The sequence below is a fragment of the Nitrobacter sp. genome (assembly GCF_051535215.1).
Taxonomy (GTDB): domain Bacteria; phylum Pseudomonadota; class Alphaproteobacteria; order Rhizobiales; family Xanthobacteraceae; genus Nitrobacter.
This window is the reverse complement of the sequence record NZ_JBPPLY010000003.1, coordinates 44718-60098: the sequence shown is the minus strand read 5'-3', so window position 1 is coordinate 60098 and position 15381 is coordinate 44718. Positions and strand designations below refer to the sequence as shown.

16 protein-coding genes are annotated in these 15381 nt (G+C 61.7%); 10 read left to right on the top strand and 6 right to left on the bottom strand.

Annotated elements, in window-relative coordinates:
• The first annotated feature begins 106 nt into the window (after positions 1 to 106).
• From yghU to ACS3WB_RS04765, 6 genes are all read left to right on the top strand, one after another.
• Entirely contained in the window at positions 107 to 979 is an 873-nt protein-coding gene (gene yghU, locus ACS3WB_RS04790; protein WP_438274430.1) for a glutathione-dependent disulfide-bond oxidoreductase, read from the top strand.
• Between the two features lie 34 nt (positions 980 to 1013).
• A complete protein-coding gene (gene fabG, locus ACS3WB_RS04785; RefSeq protein ID WP_438274429.1) occupies positions 1014 to 1697 on the top strand; it encodes a 3-oxoacyl-ACP reductase FabG in 684 nt (227 codons plus the stop codon).
• 196 nt (positions 1698 to 1893) lie between these two features.
• Entirely contained in the window at positions 1894 to 2436 is a 543-nt protein-coding gene (gene fabA / locus ACS3WB_RS04780; RefSeq protein WP_438274698.1) for a bifunctional 3-hydroxydecanoyl-ACP dehydratase/trans-2-decenoyl-ACP isomerase, read from the top strand.
• A 37-nt stretch (positions 2437 to 2473) separates the two neighbouring features.
• A complete protein-coding gene (locus ACS3WB_RS04775) occupies positions 2474 to 3160 on the top strand; it encodes a DUF2161 domain-containing phosphodiesterase (RefSeq protein WP_438274428.1) in 687 nt (228 codons plus the stop codon).
• Between the two features lie 331 nt (positions 3161 to 3491).
• A complete protein-coding gene (locus tag ACS3WB_RS04770) occupies positions 3492 to 3791 on the top strand; it encodes a hypothetical protein (protein WP_438274427.1) in 300 nt (99 codons plus the stop codon).
• A gap of 158 nt (positions 3792 to 3949) precedes the next feature.
• Entirely contained in the window at positions 3950 to 4195 is a 246-nt protein-coding gene (locus ACS3WB_RS04765) for a DUF6719 family protein (RefSeq protein ID WP_438274426.1), read from the top strand.
• Positions 4196 to 4240: 45 nt separating this feature from the next.
• Here ACS3WB_RS04765 and ACS3WB_RS04760 read toward each other — a convergent pair whose 3' ends face one another.
• Positions 4241 to 4720 carry a CreA family protein gene (locus ACS3WB_RS04760; RefSeq protein WP_438274697.1) on the bottom strand — a complete coding sequence of 160 codons (480 nt, stop codon included), beginning with the start codon at positions 4718 to 4720 and terminating at the stop codon, positions 4241 to 4243.
• Between the two features lie 282 nt (positions 4721 to 5002).
• Here ACS3WB_RS04760 and ACS3WB_RS04755 point away from each other — a divergent pair, with 282 nt between their 5' ends.
• Positions 5003 to 6346, top strand: coding sequence for a L,D-transpeptidase (locus ACS3WB_RS04755; RefSeq protein WP_438274425.1), 1344 nt, complete (start codon positions 5003 to 5005; stop codon positions 6344 to 6346).
• A gap of 19 nt (positions 6347 to 6365) precedes the next feature.
• Here the strand turns inward: ACS3WB_RS04755 and ACS3WB_RS04750 are convergent, their stop codons facing one another.
• The gene (locus tag ACS3WB_RS04750; protein ID WP_438274424.1) at positions 6366 to 6596 is read right to left on the bottom strand and encodes a hypothetical protein; all 231 of its coding nucleotides are present in this window, start codon (positions 6594 to 6596) and stop codon (positions 6366 to 6368) included.
• 253 nt (positions 6597 to 6849) lie between these two features.
• Here ACS3WB_RS04750 and ACS3WB_RS04745 point away from each other — a divergent pair, with 253 nt between their 5' ends.
• Positions 6850 to 7779, top strand: coding sequence for a polysaccharide deacetylase family protein (locus ACS3WB_RS04745; RefSeq protein WP_438274423.1), 930 nt, complete (start codon positions 6850 to 6852; stop codon positions 7777 to 7779).
• A 22-nt stretch (positions 7780 to 7801) separates the two neighbouring features.
• Positions 7802 to 8353 (top strand): dihydrofolate reductase family protein, encoded by a 552-nt coding sequence (locus ACS3WB_RS04740; protein ID WP_438274422.1) that lies wholly within the window; start codon positions 7802 to 7804, stop codon positions 8351 to 8353.
• Positions 8354 to 8393: 40 nt separating this feature from the next.
• Here the strand turns inward: ACS3WB_RS04740 and ACS3WB_RS04735 are convergent, their stop codons facing one another.
• The 3 genes from ACS3WB_RS04735 to aspS form a co-directional block, all read right to left on the bottom strand.
• Positions 8394 to 8846, bottom strand: a complete 453-nt coding sequence (locus ACS3WB_RS04735) for a DoxX family protein (RefSeq protein WP_438274421.1) — start codon at positions 8844 to 8846, stop codon at positions 8394 to 8396.
• A 107-nt stretch (positions 8847 to 8953) separates the two neighbouring features.
• On the bottom strand, positions 8954 to 11257 hold the full coding sequence (locus tag ACS3WB_RS04730; RefSeq protein WP_438274696.1) for an NADP-dependent malic enzyme: 2304 nt from the start codon (positions 11255 to 11257) through the stop codon (positions 8954 to 8956).
• A 185-nt stretch (positions 11258 to 11442) separates the two neighbouring features.
• Positions 11443 to 13215, bottom strand: coding sequence for an aspartate--tRNA ligase (aspS, locus tag ACS3WB_RS04725; RefSeq protein ID WP_438274420.1), 1773 nt, complete (start codon positions 13213 to 13215; stop codon positions 11443 to 11445).
• 218 nt (positions 13216 to 13433) lie between these two features.
• Between aspS and rnd the strand changes: the two genes are divergently transcribed.
• A complete protein-coding gene (rnd, locus tag ACS3WB_RS04720) occupies positions 13434 to 14582 on the top strand; it encodes a ribonuclease D (protein WP_438274419.1) in 1149 nt (382 codons plus the stop codon).
• A 17-nt stretch (positions 14583 to 14599) separates the two neighbouring features.
• Here the strand turns inward: rnd and petA are convergent, their stop codons facing one another.
• Positions 14600 to 15259: a ubiquinol-cytochrome c reductase iron-sulfur subunit gene (gene petA / locus ACS3WB_RS04715; protein ID WP_438274418.1), complete on the bottom strand. Its 660-nt coding sequence runs from the start codon at positions 15257 to 15259 to the stop codon at positions 14600 to 14602.
• Between the last annotated feature and the right edge of the window lie 122 nt (positions 15260 to 15381).

Here is a 15381-nt window from a genome sequence, read left to right as displayed (position 1 = left end):
GTCCGACGTATGTCATTCGTTCCGGCCCGGCGCCCGCGCGCTTGCACGTCCGCGCATTCAGGTCTAACTGACCCCAAAATCCCGCCTTTCCGGAGCCCCTCCCGCGATGACCGATGCCCCCTATACGCCGCCCAAAGTCTGGACGTTTGACAAGGAAAACGGCGGCAGATTTGCGTCCGTCAACCGGCCGACCTCCGGTGCGACCCACGAGAAGGTGCTCCCCGTCGGCAAACATCCCTTCCAGCTTTATTCGCGGGGAACGCCGAACGGCCAGAAGGTCACGATCATGTTCGAGGAGTTGCTCGCGCTCGGCTACACCGGCGCGGAGTATGACGCCTGGATGGTCCGGATCGACGGCGAACAGTTCGGCTCGGGTTTTGTCGAGGTCAATCCGAATTCGAAAATTCCGGCACTGATAGATCGCTCGGGACCGGAGCCGTTCCGCGTGTTCGAATCCGGCGCGATCCTGCTGCACCTTGCGGAGAAGTTCGGCGCCTTCATTCCGAAGATGGCGGCGGCGCGCGCCGAATGCCTGTCATGGCTGTTCTGGCAGATGGGCAGCGCGCCCTATCTCGGCGGCGGCTTCGGCCATTTCTACCACTATGCGCCGGAAAAGATCGAATATGCCATCAACCGCTTCGCCATGGAGACCAAGCGACAGATGGATGTGCTGGACCGCCGGCTCAAGGACAACGAATACCTTGCCGGTACCGAATACACGATCGCGGACATGGCGGTGTGGCCATGGTACGGCGGTCTGGCCCAGGGCCTGCTTTATGGCGACAGCGCCACTTTCCTCGACGTCCAGAGCTACAGGAACGTGCAACGCTGGACCGCGCAGATCGCCGCGCGGCCCGCGGTAAAGCGCGGCCGCATGGTCAACCGATCCTCCGGCGATCCCGCAAGCCAGCTTCACGAGCGCCATGATGCATCCGACTTCGAAACCCGGACGCAGGACAAGCTCGCCAAGCCGGCCTGAGGTCCGGAGTCCATTCCAAACCGGAGAGCCCTTCATGCACGGAAAGGTCATCGTCATCACCGGAGCCTCCGGCGCGCTGGGCAAGGTTGTCGCAAGCGCTGCCCTCGCGCGCGGCGCCCGCGTGGCCACGATTGACTTTGCTCCCGCGACGGGCGCAGCGGCGACGGCCGAGCGGATCGAACTCGGCGGTGTCGATCTGTCCGATGCGGCGCAGGCCGTGGAGGCTGTCGATGCGGCTGCCGCCCATTTCGGCCGGCTCGACGTTCTCGTCAACATTGCCGGCGGGTTCGCGTTCGAGACCATAGCCGACGGCGATCCGAAAACCTGGCAGCGCCTTTACGCGATCAACGTGACCACCGCGCTGAACACGTCGCGGGCCGCGATCCCGCATCTGACAGCCTCCAGGGCGGGACGCATCGTCAACGTCGGCGCGATGGCGGCGTTGCAGGCTGGAGCCGGCATGGGCGCCTATGCCGCCTCGAAGGCCGGGGTGCATCGCCTGACCGAAGCACTCGCCGCCGAACTGAAGGGCAAGGTCACCGTCAATGCCGTGCTGCCCACCATCATCGACACGCCCGCCAATCGCAGGGACATGCCCAAAGCGGACTTCACGACCTGGGTGACGGCGGATGAGCTGGCGAGCGTCATCCTGTTTCTGGCAAGCGATGCGGCGAGCGCCGTGACCGGGGCGCTGCTGCCCGTGCGCGGACGCGTCTAAGTCGACTTACGCGCTATAAATTTTATAATATAACCAAACTTGATATTAAGTAACGCGTTCTTAACGCTCTTGTCTTTCAATCAGACAGGGCGGGTGCCCCCTTTTACTACTTTCGCTGGTGACCATGGAATTGCCCCGACCCCCGTCGTGGGCCCGTTTCCTTTTCCCTCAGATAATCCTGCAGGATCAGCGACCCATGCTTCAACGCCGCAGCAGCTACGGATACGACGATTTGTTGGCCTGTGGCCGGGGTGAAATGTTCGGGCCCAGCGAACCGAAACTTCCGCTGCCGCCGATGCTGATGTTCGATCGCATCACGGAAATAACCGAGGGTGGTGGAAAATATGGACGCGGATTGGTGCGCACGGAGCTCGACATCAAACCGGAGCTCTGGTTCTTCCAGTGTCATTTCCATAACGATCCGGTGATGCCAGGCTGTCTTGGCCTCGACGGTCTTTGGCAGATGGTCGGATTCTATCTGGTCTGGCTCGGTCGCGACCGGCATGTGCGGGCCCGCGCCCTCGGTCTCGGTGAGTTGAAATTCACCGGTCAGATCCTGCCGCACATCCGCAAGGTTGCGTACACCGTGGATATCAAGCGCGTGATGCGTTCGAAACTGGTGATGGCGATTGCCGATGGTACGGTATACGCGGACGGCGAGTTGATCTACCGCGCCAGTGATCTCCGGCTCGGCCTGTTCAAGCGACTCCCCGACTCGCCGACCGAACCGGCCAGTTGATAAGCTCAAGCCTGAGTCGTCCGGAGCCGCCGCAACTGTGGAAACCGCTCTTTATCTTCCGGTTAAACGTCATCTCGAAAGCCTCGGCTTCACGGTCAAAGGCGAAATCGGCGGCTGCGATCTTGTCGCATTGAGCGGCGACGATCCGCCCGTCGTGGTGATCGGCGAGTTGAAGTTAAGCTTCAATCTCGAATTGATCCTGCAAGGCGTCGAACGTGCCGGCGCCTGCGACGAGGTCTGGCTCGCCGCCAGATTGTCGGCGCGCGGCAAAGGCCGTGAGAGCGACGCGCGTTATCGCAACCTGTGCCGGCGGCTCGGCTTCGGGATGCTTGGTGTGACCGACCGTGGCGGCGTTGAAGTGCTCGTCGCACCCGCCGCCGTCAATCCGCGCCGCAATCCAAAAAAGCGCTCCCGACTGGTGACGGAGCACCAGCGCCGCAGGGGCGATCCGGTCCCCGGCGGTTCCTCGCGAGTGCCGATCATGACAGCCTATCGCCAGCAGGCCTTGAACTGTGCGGCGGCAATGGCCGTAGGTCCGCGCCGCGTGCGGGATCTCAAGCCGGAGAATCCAGATGCAGGAAAAATTCTTCTCCATAACGTCTACGGGTGGTTCGACCGCGTTGAGCGCGGTACCTATGTTCTGACCGACGCGGGCCATGCTGCGTTGAAACGATGGCCGCAGCATTCGTCCGAAACGGAGTTACGATCGACGGGACCGGGTTAAGCTGCGGGCTTGAGTCTCGCTCCGCCCCTGCCGGCTGCGACAATCTGCAGCGGCCGTGATCGTCGAAATCTTCCACTGCATCCGTTCGAAAAAGCTCACACGCGCGTCAAAATGCATAGCTGTATTGTCACACCAAATCCCGTATTGAGATGCAGCTTCGACTCATCCTAATCCGGAGGAATGTTGCGTTTCCTTTTGCGTTCCGAAATTGAATCGAATCCACGACGTTGTGTACGGAACCAAAGGAGCGAAGCTGCGTCGTTTTCGAAAGTCAGGCGCGGTCACGACGCACTCAGGCGCGTCATCGTCGCGCAATCCATTGAGGCAAATGATGAGTGAAGGTTGGCAGACGAAATATGGCACCCGGCGGGTTCGCCGTGATCCTCCCACGCTGGAGGAAGCCATCTTCGCGGCCACCGGGATCACCGACGATCTCGACTCGCAAGCCGAGATCGCGGCGTCGTTGATCGGGATGCCGCTCGATCTCGTTCACGCTGAGGTCAAGAAAACTGCCCGGACCGTCGCGCGGTCGCCTACGACGCGCATGATCGCCGGCGAGCAAGGTGCGCTGCGTTCGGTTGTCGTCGAGCGCCGCGTGGTCCGCAGGCTGGGCAACGATAAACGAGTCTGATCCGGATTCCTGATCGCGGCCGTCACCAACCTGCTTGCAACGTTTTCGATCAGAGCGTGACCTCGGGCTCTATCTGACCGGAAGATTCATTCCACTTCGCTCGAAAACGGCATAGGCTGCAGTCGCCTCTGCCCGACCGAGATACAATGGAGACTGGGATGCCCGGTATTCGCGACATGCTGCTCTTCATGATCGGCGTGTTGATCGGCACGACGACCGCCGCGAATGCCTCGCAAGTGTCGCGAGAAACCGACATCGTCAATCTGCGGCTGGGCGAACGCGTTCTTGTTGACGACGGATCGTGCCCGGCGGGGCAGATCAAGGAAGTTTCCGGCGCCAAACTCGGACCGGCCGGCGTCATTCCTTCGCGCAAATGCATATCACGCACCGGTCCGAAGCGGTGAATTCGGGATCGCACCGCTACTTGAAACCGCAGCTTCTGGCCGCGCCTATTTAGAAAAAAAATCCGCGCATTTTTGTACAGATGTATCCGCGGCGCCCCATGGCATGATCGGCACGGAGGACGTCGAATTCTGTGGTGAGCCTTCAATCAACCGGTCCGAATAAACCATGTAGACCAGCACATTTCGTTTGGCGTCGCAGCCGCGCACGATCTGCATCTTCTTGAAGAACAGTGAGCGCCGCTGTCGAAACATGTCCTCGCCCTGTGACATCTTTCCCTTGAAATGGATCGGCCCGATCTGACGGCAGGATAGGGAAATATCCGAGACTTCTTCGGCCACTCCCAACCAACCCTTGATGCCGCCCTTTTCCGGCACGGTGAAATGACACGCAACGCCTTCGACTTCCGGATCGTCGACGCCGTATGTCGCAAGTTTGTCATTCGGAGTCAGCAAGTTGAATACCGTCGAGCGGCGAAAGATCAGGTCGGGTTCGTCGGCCGCATGGGCCTGCGATCCGGCAATCATCGCGATCGCAAGAACGGCGAAGGCCCGAAAGTTCCAGGCTCGGCGGTGGTTGCCATCAGTTTGACCTCGAAATGTCATCATTTGCTCCGTTTGCTGGTCCCCGCCAATGTATGATCGCAGGGTTCCCGCGGAAAGATGCCGGGCGCGTAAAACGGCGGCATTAGATTCGTGTGAACACATTCACACTAGTTTTGATCGAAGCAAGACTGCCAATTGCGCGCGAGGAACGTGACAAGCGGCGGGCGGCGCTTACGACCGAACCAGGATTCGAGGAACGACGGCGTGAACGAATATTGGTCTCAACTTTCGACGGCAGGATGGTTCCAGGCTGCCGCTGCCCGGCTTGGCTCGGCGCGCCTCGGATTTGGACTGGTCGTCGTTCTCCTGATCGGCTTGGAATCGCCCGCGCACAGCCAGATATTCTGGCAGGACGATTATGACTATCCGGACATCTATATCGAAGACTCTCCTCCACCTCCCGGCATGAGACCGCAATCGCATCGCGCCAAGCATCATCGTTCCGCAAAGCCCGAACAGGCCGCCAAAAGTGCGCGCAAGCCCAAAGGACCGATCATCATCGCCATTTCAATCCGCCGGCAAACGCTCAAGCTCTATGACGCCAACGGCCTTTTCGCCGAAACGCCGGTGTCGACAGGAATGCCAGGCCACTCGACTCCGATGGGTGTTTTCAGCGTCATCCAGAAGCAGAAGTGGCACCGCTCGAATATCTACAGCGACGCGCCGATGCCCTACATGCAACGCATTACCTGGTCCGGCATTGCGATGCACGCAGGCGTGCTTCCGGGTTATCCCGCCTCGCACGGATGTATCCGAATGCCGACGAGTTTCGCGGTGAAGATGTGGGGCTGGACCAGAACCGGCGCACGGGTGATCATCACTCCGGGCGAAGTGACGCCTGCGCCGTTCTCGCATCCGCTGCTGATGACCCATCGGCCCGAGCCCCCTCCCGCTTCTGAAATGGTCACCGCCACCGCAGATGGCGACGCGAAAAACACCGATGTCGCGTTAGCCGCTATCAAGCGTGATGCGGACACGGTCGGGAGCGACGAGGAGCAGAGAAGCGTTGGCCCCGACGCCGGGGCGCAGGATCAGCCTCAACCCTCGCTCCCCGATGCTGTGAAAACCGAGCCCGAAGCGATTCCTGCTCTCAAGCGGAGCAGTCGCATCGCGGTCCTGGTCAGCCGCAAGGATAGCAAGATTTATGTGCGGCAGAACTTTGAACCAATGTTCGATGCTCCTATCACCATCACCGCGAGCGACCGGCCGCTGGGAACACACGTCTTCACGGCCGAAGTCGACAAACATAGCGAGGGCGACTTCCGCTGGTCGGTCGTATCACTCCCGACGCTGGCGGCGCACACGGAACGGGTTCAGGCCCACGACCGGTCGCGTTCACGAACGGCCGGCGTCGACGCAACGTCGAAGCCGGCTGCCGTTTCTGACAGCGCCACCGAGGCTCTCGACCGCATTTCCATTCCCGAAAACGTGATGACGAAAATCGCCGATGCGCTATCCACCGGCGATTCCATCATCGTCTCCGATCAGGGCGTCGTCTCAAGCGGTGAGACCGGCGAAGGCACCGACTTCATCGTCAAGCTGCGCTAGATTTCCGCCACTCCGGGCGTCAGTGCGACCAGGGCACGTTGACGATGTTGCCCTTGCCGTCCGTCGCGGAGATGCCCTGCCCGCTGACTGAGAGTCCGCCGACGCCTTCGATGGAGACGGACACACCCATGAATTCGGCACTCGCTCGAAGCGTGACGCCGAAGGCGCTGACCTTGAAGCCGCCGGAAACGTCATTCAATTCGTCGACGGTCAGTTCGCGTATATTGCCAGCATTGTGAGCCGAGGTCATTGAAATCTCCATGCATTGCCGGTTAGGGGCTCATTCCCGAAACCATCGCCGCAATATTGTCGAACGACCGGCCCAAGACAGTGATAGTTGTCACATAAGGAAGGAGACGACAGATCCCCGCTGGCCGCGCTCCATGGGAACAGCTAACTGGCTGGGGGATAAATGCTATTTTCGTGGGAGGTCGGCTATTGCTACGTTAAGATGTCGACGAGGCGCGGGTGATTCAACGCGCAACGAACGTTGGGGTTATGATATGCGCATCGCGACGGGACTGATTTTTGCAGGCGCGGTTTCATTATGTGCAACGACAGCCGCTTGGTCACAGACGCCCAGGGCGGCCCAACCCGCGCCCGCGGCCGTTCCAACTCCCGCGACGGCGAGCGGACCGAAGGTTGCCTGCAACGGCAGCCCGGACGCGCTCGGCGTCGCGCGCGTGGTGCAGGTCGATACCACCGGCGGCCCGGGATTCGGCTTTGAACATTTCAAGCAGCTCGATTTCCTGCGTGACAAGGAAGTGGTGCTGACGTTCGATGACGGCCCATGGCCCGGACATACGCCCGCGGTGCTGAAGGCGCTCGCCGATCAGTGCACCACCGGCATCTTTTTCTCGATCGGCAAGCACGCGACATACCATCCGGAGATCCTCCGGCAGGTCGCCGCCGCCGGGCATACCGTCGGCGGACATACATGGTCACACGCCAATCTCAACAACAAGAAGCTGTCCGAGGCGCAGCGCAAGGACGAGATCGAGAAAGGGTTCAGCGCCGTCAAGTGGGCGCTCGAGGCGGCCCCTGCCCCGTTCTTCCGCTTTCCGGCGCTTCAGCATCCGCCGGAGATGGTGACCTACCTCGGCGAGCGCAACATCGCGATCTTCTCCTGCGACGTCGACTCGTTCGACTTCAAGGCGCGCAAGGCCGAACAGGTGGTCGACAACATCTTCAAGAAACTCGACAAGGTCGGCAAGGGCATCATTCTGATGCACGATTTCCAGAAGCATACTGCCGAAGCACTGCCGGAGATTCTGCGCAGGCTGAAGGCCGGCGGATACAAGGTCGTGCAGATGAAGGCCAAGGCCCCGGTCGAGACGCTCGCGCAATACGACGAGGAACTGAAGAAGGACACCAAGCTGCCGACCGTGAGTTCCCGTCCCGTCAACAGCGTCATCCAGACGATCTCCGAATAGCTCGCCGCGATCTGGAACGGATATGCTTCGTATCGAAGGCTACGTCATCGTGTCGGCGGAGGGAATGCTCGCCGATGCAAACCGTGTGATGCCGCAGGCGCTGAAATTCAAAGGCGATCTTGAGTTCTTCACCGCTGGGCTGGATCGCGCGGACCTCGTCGTGCATGGTCGTAATTCGTACGAAGACCAACCCAACTCACCGCTCCGCAAGCGGATCATACTGACCCATCGCGTCACGAATCTCGCCGCCGACCCCAACAACCCGAAAGCGACTTTGTGGAATCCAGCCGGTGCCTCGTTCGAGGACGCCTGCAATCGCGCCGGAGTGCGCGACGGAACGGTCGCGATTATCGGCGGGCCGTCCGTCTTCGAAATGTTTCTCGACCGATACGATACGTTCTGGCTGTCCGAAGCTCCCCATGTGACGCTGCCCGGGGGCGAAGGCTGTTTCCCGCGCGTTCCCGACGAGTCTCCGCAAGCCGTGCTGACGTCGCATGTACTGCAGCCCCGCGAGACCAGAATACTCGACGCGGCGAATGACGTTCGCGTCACTGCGTGGCGCCGCGGGCCATAGAGCTTCCGCTTCATGGACAGAAGCGGACCTGCGGCGGCGATCAGACTTCGCTGCCGGCCGTATCGGCCGTTTGCGGACGACGGCCGATCCCGGCGATGATGAACAATGCTCCGATCAGCGACAGGTTTTTCAACGCCTGAATCATGCTGTTCTTCGACTCAGGTCCGGTCTGGTTCCAGAAGTCGTGATAATAGAACGTAGCCGCGACAACGAATGCGGCCAGCACCAGTGAAAAGAATCGCGCGCCGAGGTTGAGCGCGATGAACGCGCCGCAGATGAGTTCGAGCGCGCCGACCGCGATGGCCAGCACATGAGCGGTCGGCATGCCGGTCAAGCCTTCGAGCTGTGTCGTCAAGCTCGTGAGCGCAGCCGGAATGACCACCCGGGATGCGATCCCTTCCGCTGTCCCCGCGATATCGAACAGCTTTGATACGCCCGAAACGATAAACAACGCCGAAAACAAAACTCGTCCCACAATGATGAACACCGGCATGATCGGCCCCCACAAATTCAGGTGGACGTGGATCGTCCTTCAGAAATTCAAGTATGAACGCTTCACGCGATGTTTTGAAAGGTCAAAAAAACATCGTCCGTCATATTTCAGCCGAACAAGGCAGGTTGCTGCCGACTCGTGTTTTCCTGCGCCTCGACGACCGCCACGGCCGTCATGTTGAGGATGCCACGGGCCGTCACCGACGGCGTCAGGATGTGCGCGGGCCGCGCGGGGCCGATCAGAATAGGACCGACCTGCAACCCTCCGCCTATCACCTTGATCATCTGATAGGCCGCGTTCGCCGCATCGAGATTCGGCAGGATCAGGACATTGGCGACACCGGTCAGCCGCGAATGCGGCAGGATCAATTGCCGCGCCGACTCCGACAGCGCTGTATCGCCCTGCATCTCGCCGTCGGACTCGATGTCGGGGTGACGTTCATGGAACAGATTGGCGGCGCGGCGCACCTTGCACGACGACTCTGTATGATAGCTGCCGAAATCGGAGTGCGACACGAACGCAATCTTCGGCTTGATGTTGAAGCGCTGCACATGCACCGCCGCCCGCGCCGCGATGTCGGCCAGTTCCTCCGCCGATGGGTTCGGGCGAACCTGCGTGTCCGCAATGAAATAAGCGCCCTTGCTTGTGATCATCAAGGACAGCGCGGCGAAATCGCTCGCGCCGGGCATGTATCCGATGATTTCCCGAACGTGCCGGAGGTGCCGCATGTAGCTGCCCTCGACGCCGCACAGCATGGCGTCGGCCTCGCCGCGCACCACCGCAAGCGCGGCGATCACCGTCGCGTTGGTACGGATCGTGGTGCGGGCGACGTCGGGCGTCGCGCCGAAGCGGCCGGCGGCGTCGATGTAGGACTGCACGTATGAACGGTAGCGGGGGTCGTCCTCCGGATTGATAAGGTCGAAATCCTTGCCGACCTTGATGGCGAGACGCAGACGCCTGATCCGCGTTTCCACCACCGACGGACGACCAACCAGAATCGGACGCGCCAGTCGCTCCTCGAGCACCTGCTGCGTTGCCCGCAGCACCCGCATGTCCTCGCCCTCGGCATAGATCACCCGGACCGGCTGGGTTTTCGCCTTGGTGAAGACGGGCTTCATGACGAGGCCGGAGCGAAACGCGAAGCGCTCGAGCCGCCCCTGGTATTCGTCGAAATTCGCGATCGGCCGCGTTGCGACGCCGGACGCCATGGCGGCTTTCGCAACCGCGGGCGCGATGCGCAGGATCAACCGGGGATCGAACGGACTCGGAATCAGCGAACCCGGTCCAAACCCTTCGGTCTCTCCATCGAACCGGATCGCCGCGTCCGACGGCGGCTCGCGCGCGAGCCGCGCGATGGCATCGGCGGCGGCGTGCTTCATATCCTCGTTGATCGCGGTCGCGCCGACGTCGAGCGCGCCGCGGAAAATGAAGGGAAAGCATAGGACATTGTTCACCTGATTGGGGAAGTCGGAACGACCGGTGCAGATCATGGCATCGGGGCGCACCTTGCGCGCCTCGTCCGGCATGATCTCAGGGTTGGGATTGGCCAGCGCCATCACCAGCGGCTTGTCCGCCATCTGCGCGACCATCTCCGGCTTCAGCACGCCGCCGGCCGAAACCCCGAGAAACACGTCCGCGCCCGCGATCACATCGGCCAGCGTGCGTTTGTCGGTCTTCTGCGCATAGGCCGCCTTCCACTTGTCCATCAGCCGTTCGCGGCCCTGATAGACCAGGCCGTCAATATCGCAGACCCAGATGTTCTTGCGTTGCGCGCCCATCGACACCAAAAGATCGAGGCAGGCGATGGCGGCGGCCCCTGCACCCGAGGCAACGATCTTGAGGTCCGCGAGCGCCTTGCCGTTCAGGAGCAGCCCGTTGGTGATGGCGGCTGCGACGATGATCGCGGTGCCGTGCTGATCGTCGTGGAACACCGGAATCTTCATCCGGGCCTTCAACTGCTCCTCGATCTCGAAGCACTCCGGACCCTTGATGTCCTCAAGGTTGATCCCGCCGAAAGTCGGTTCCAGCGCCGCGACCGTCTCGACCACGCGCTCGATGGTGTCGGCGGCGATTTCGATATCGAACACGTCGATGCCGGCGAACTTCTTGAACAGGACCGCCTTGCCTTCCATCACGGGCTTGGCAGCGAGTGGGCCGATATTGCCGAGGCCAAGCACGGCCGTGCCGTTCGACACCACCGCGACCAGATTGGCCCGCCCGGTGAGCGACGCCGCTTCCGCGGGATCGGCGACGATCTCCTCGCAGGCAGCGGCCACCCCCGGGGAATAGGCCAGCGCGAGATCGCGCTGGTTGGCGAGCGGCTTGGTGGCCTGGATTTCGAGTTTGCCCGGCCGCGGGTTGCGGTGGAAGGACAGCGCCGCGGAGCGGAGATCCTCGGAATACGACACGATAAACGCTCCCCGCAGCTTTTGGTCAGCCCGTTGGCGGAGCGGATTTGACAATGGCGCGCCACCGGCGCCAGTCCTGAACAAGAATGTCCAATCCGAAGTCACGCCAGCAATTTACAAGCAATTCCTTGATTCAGCATTCGCAGAAATGGCTGCAATAAAGCAGATGCAGTGCCAGAATCGAACCGCTAGTCGTGCGGCAGATTGAGCCGGATATGAAGCTCGCGCAACTGCTTCGGTGTGACGTCGGACGGCGCGCCCATCAGCAGGTCCTCGGCCCGCTGGTTCATCGGAAACAGCGAAATCTCGCGCAGGTTGGTGGTGCCGCAGAGCAGCATGACGATGCGATCCACGCCCGCGGCCATGCCGCCATGCGGCGGCGCGCCGTATTGAAACGCACGGTACATGCCGCCGAACCGCTCGACCACCTCGGCCTCACCGTAGCCTGCGATCTCGAAGGCCTTCACCATCGCTTCCGGCCTGTGATTGCGGATGCCGCCGGAAGCGATCTCGTAGCCGTTGCAGGTGATGTCGTACTGGAAAGCGTTGATGGTCAGCGGGTCCTGATTGTTCAGCGCCTCCAGCCCGCCCTGTGGCATCGAGAACGGGTTGTGGGAGAAGTCGACCTTCTTCTCTTCTTCGTTGTACTCGTACATCGGAAAGTCGACGACCCAGGCGAGTTCGAACCTGTCCTTATCGATCAGGTTCAGTTCCTCCCCGAGCCTGGTGCGCGCGAGCCCTGCGAACTTCCAGAATTTCGCTGGGTCGCCGGCGACGAAGAACGCCGCATCGCCGGCCTTCAACCCGAGTTGAACGCGGATCGCCTCGGTGCGCTCGGCTCCGATGTTGTTGGCGAGCGGCCCCGCGCCTTCATCTCCTTCACGCCACATGATGTAGCCGAGTCCCGGCTGGCCTTCGCCCTGCGCCCATGAGTTCATACGGTCGCAGAACGCCCGGCTTCCGCCACCCGGCCCCGGTATCGCCCAGACCTGATTCTTCGAATTCTCCAGCATCCGCGCGAATACCTTGAAGCCGGAGCCGCGGAAGTGCTCGGAGACGTCCTGCATGAGAAGCGGATTGCGCAGGTCCGGCTTGTCGCTGCCGTATTTGCGGATCGCTTCGGCAAACGGAATCCGCGGCCAGTTCCTGGTCACCGGCTTGCCCTTGGCAAACTCCTCGAACACGCCGGTAATGACCGGTTCAACCGCAGCAAAAACATCGTCCTGTTCGACAAAACTCATCTCGAGGTCGAGCTGGTAGAACTCGCCCGGCAGGCGGTCGGCGCGCGGATCCTCGTCCCGAAAGCACGGCGCGATCTGAAAGTAGCGGTCGAAGCCCGACATCATCAGCAGCTGCTTGTACTGCTGCGGCGCTTGCGGCAGCGCGTAGAACTTGCCGGGATGGATGCGGCTCGGCACCAGGAAGTCGCGCGCGCCCTCCGGTGAGGATGCCGTCAGGATCGGGGTCTGGAACTCGAAGAACCCCTGCTCCTTCATGCGCCTGCGCATCGAATCGACGATGGCGCCGCGGGTCATGATGTTTTGGTGCAGCTTCTCCCGACGAAGGTCGAGGAAGCGGTACTTAAGCCTTATGTCTTCTGGATATTCCTGCTCGCCGAATACCGGCAGCGGCAGCTCGCCGGCTGGGCCCAGCACCTCGATCTCAGTGACATAGATCTCGACGTCACCTGTCGGCAGCTCCGGATTCTCGGTGCCGGCCGGGCGCCGGCGCGCCTTGCCGTCGATCCGAACCACCCATTCCGAACGCAGCTTCTCGGCCTGCGCGAAGGCGGGCGAATCCGGATCGGCCACGCACTGGGTCAGCCCGTAGTGGTCACGCAGGTCGATGAACAGCACCCCACCGTGGTCGCGGATACGGTGGCACCAGCCGGACAGGCGGACCGTCTGGTCGATGTGGCTGTCGCGGAGCGCGCCGCAGGTATGGGACCGATAGCGATGCATGGAAATCCTGCAAGAATGCGTCAGAGGCGGAATCAGAGGCCCGGCCAGGTGGGAGAGCGTCAGCGGTTTACCCGAGCGGGGGGAGCGCGGCAACCGAATGACGGAACCTGCGATGGCGGCCCAGCACGTCGTTCTTGACCGGAAAAGTTGGAGAAAAACAAGATCGTGCCTGCCGAATGCGGGGCGACAAGGGCAAAAAGACGGGCTATGGAGCGCTCATGGACCTTATCACGACCAGCGCCGGATTGGCATCCGTCTGCGCTCGACTCGCCAGCCACCCGGTCATCACGGTCGATACGGAATTCCTCCGCGAGACCACCTACTATCCGCTGCTTTGCGTGCTCCAGATGGCGAGCCCCGACGAGGCCGTGGTGGTCGATGCGCTTGCCGAGGGGATCGACCTGAAGCCCTTTTTCGAGCTGATGTCGAACGAGCGTGTGCTGAAGGTATTCCACGCCGCCCGTCAGGACATCGAAATCGTCTGGCACCAGGCCAGCATCATTCCCCACCCGGTCTTCGACACGCAAGTGGCGGCCATGGTGCTCGGCTATGGCGATTCCATCGCTTACGACGCGCTGGTCGAGCGCGTCACCGGACATCGGCCGGACAAGACCCACCGCTTCACCGACTGGTCGCGCCGGCCACTGACCAGAAACCAGCTCGAATACGCCTTGGCGGACGTCACCCATCTGCGCGACGTGTTTGCCGCCCTTGACGCCGACCTCAAGAAACGCGGCCGCAGCGACTGGGTCAGCGAGGAGATGGAGGTTCTGACCTCGCCGAAAACCTATGACTTCCATCCTGAACGTGCATGGGAGCGATTGAAGACGCGGGTACGCAAGCCGAAGGATCTCGCCGTGCTGATGGAAGTGGCGGCCTGGCGCGAACAGGAAGCCCAGAGCCGCAACGTTCCGCGGTCCCGGGTCCTGAAAGACGATGCGGTCGGCGATATCGTGACCCATGCACCCGCAAGCGCGGAGCGGCTGGCGGCGCTGCGCTCGCTACCGAAAGGTTTCGAAAAATCGCAGTGGGGCGCCGATATCGTCGCGGCCGTCCAGCGCGGTCTCGCGCGAGACCCGCGCACGCTTCCGAAGATGGAAAAGCCGCGCAACAACTCCAACGGCGCCGCCACGGTAGAGCTTCTCAAGGTTCTCCTGCGCATGACGTCCGAGCGTCATGCCGTCGCCAGCAAGGTGATCGCCACCGTGGACGATCTGGAGCAGATCGCGGCGGACGACGAGGCCGATGTCGGTGCGCTGCACGGCTGGCGGCGCGAACTGTTCGGCGAAGCCGCGCTCGCGCTGAAGCATGGCCGGCTGGCATTGGCGATAGAAAAAGGTCGGGTGGTGCGCGTGGAGCGGGACTGAGGTCCCCTCGTATTCCATCAGATTTGCCGAATGCTCGCGAAATCAAAATGCGAGTTCGGCGGATTTTCTCCGATCCGGATCATATGATCATTCACAAAACGATAGGGCGGCACCGGCAGATTGTACGGCGCCGGCACGCCGCTGAACACGCGCCCTGCAAGATCGTATTTCGAACCGTGACAAGGACAGAAGTACCCGCCGAGCCAGTCGGCCGCCGGCGCGCTCGCACTTGGATCGGGATAATAAAGCGGAATGCACCCGAGATGGGTGCAGATGCCGACGAATACGCCGTAATTCGGATTAGCCGAACGGTGCCAATTTTGGGCGTATTCCGGCTGCTGCATCTCGTCGGACTGGGGATCGGAGAGCCGCTCGATCAGCTTTGAACTCTGAAGCGTCTTGAGCGCCGCGGCAGGACGGTTGATGACAAAGATCGGATGATCGCGCCAGCGGACGATGACCTGTTGGCCGGGCTGCATCTTGCTGAGATCGAGTTCGACCGGACCACCGGCTGCGAGCGTCGCTTTGTCCGGCTCCAACTGCGCCACCATCGGTACGATCGTCGCTGCAACTCCAACGGTGCCCATGGCGGCGGTGGCGACATAGAGGAAATCGCGGCGGCTTGGACGAGCGCCTGAAGGTTCTGTTATGCGCGCGTAGGGAGAGCTTTCGGTCATGGCTTGCTCCACGAAATACTGGAGCCCCCAATGCCGGCTGATGCCTCGACGACAGAACACACCGGCAACACGATAACGAGCCCGACGCGATTTCGAACAGCCGATGCGGTTCACAATGACGG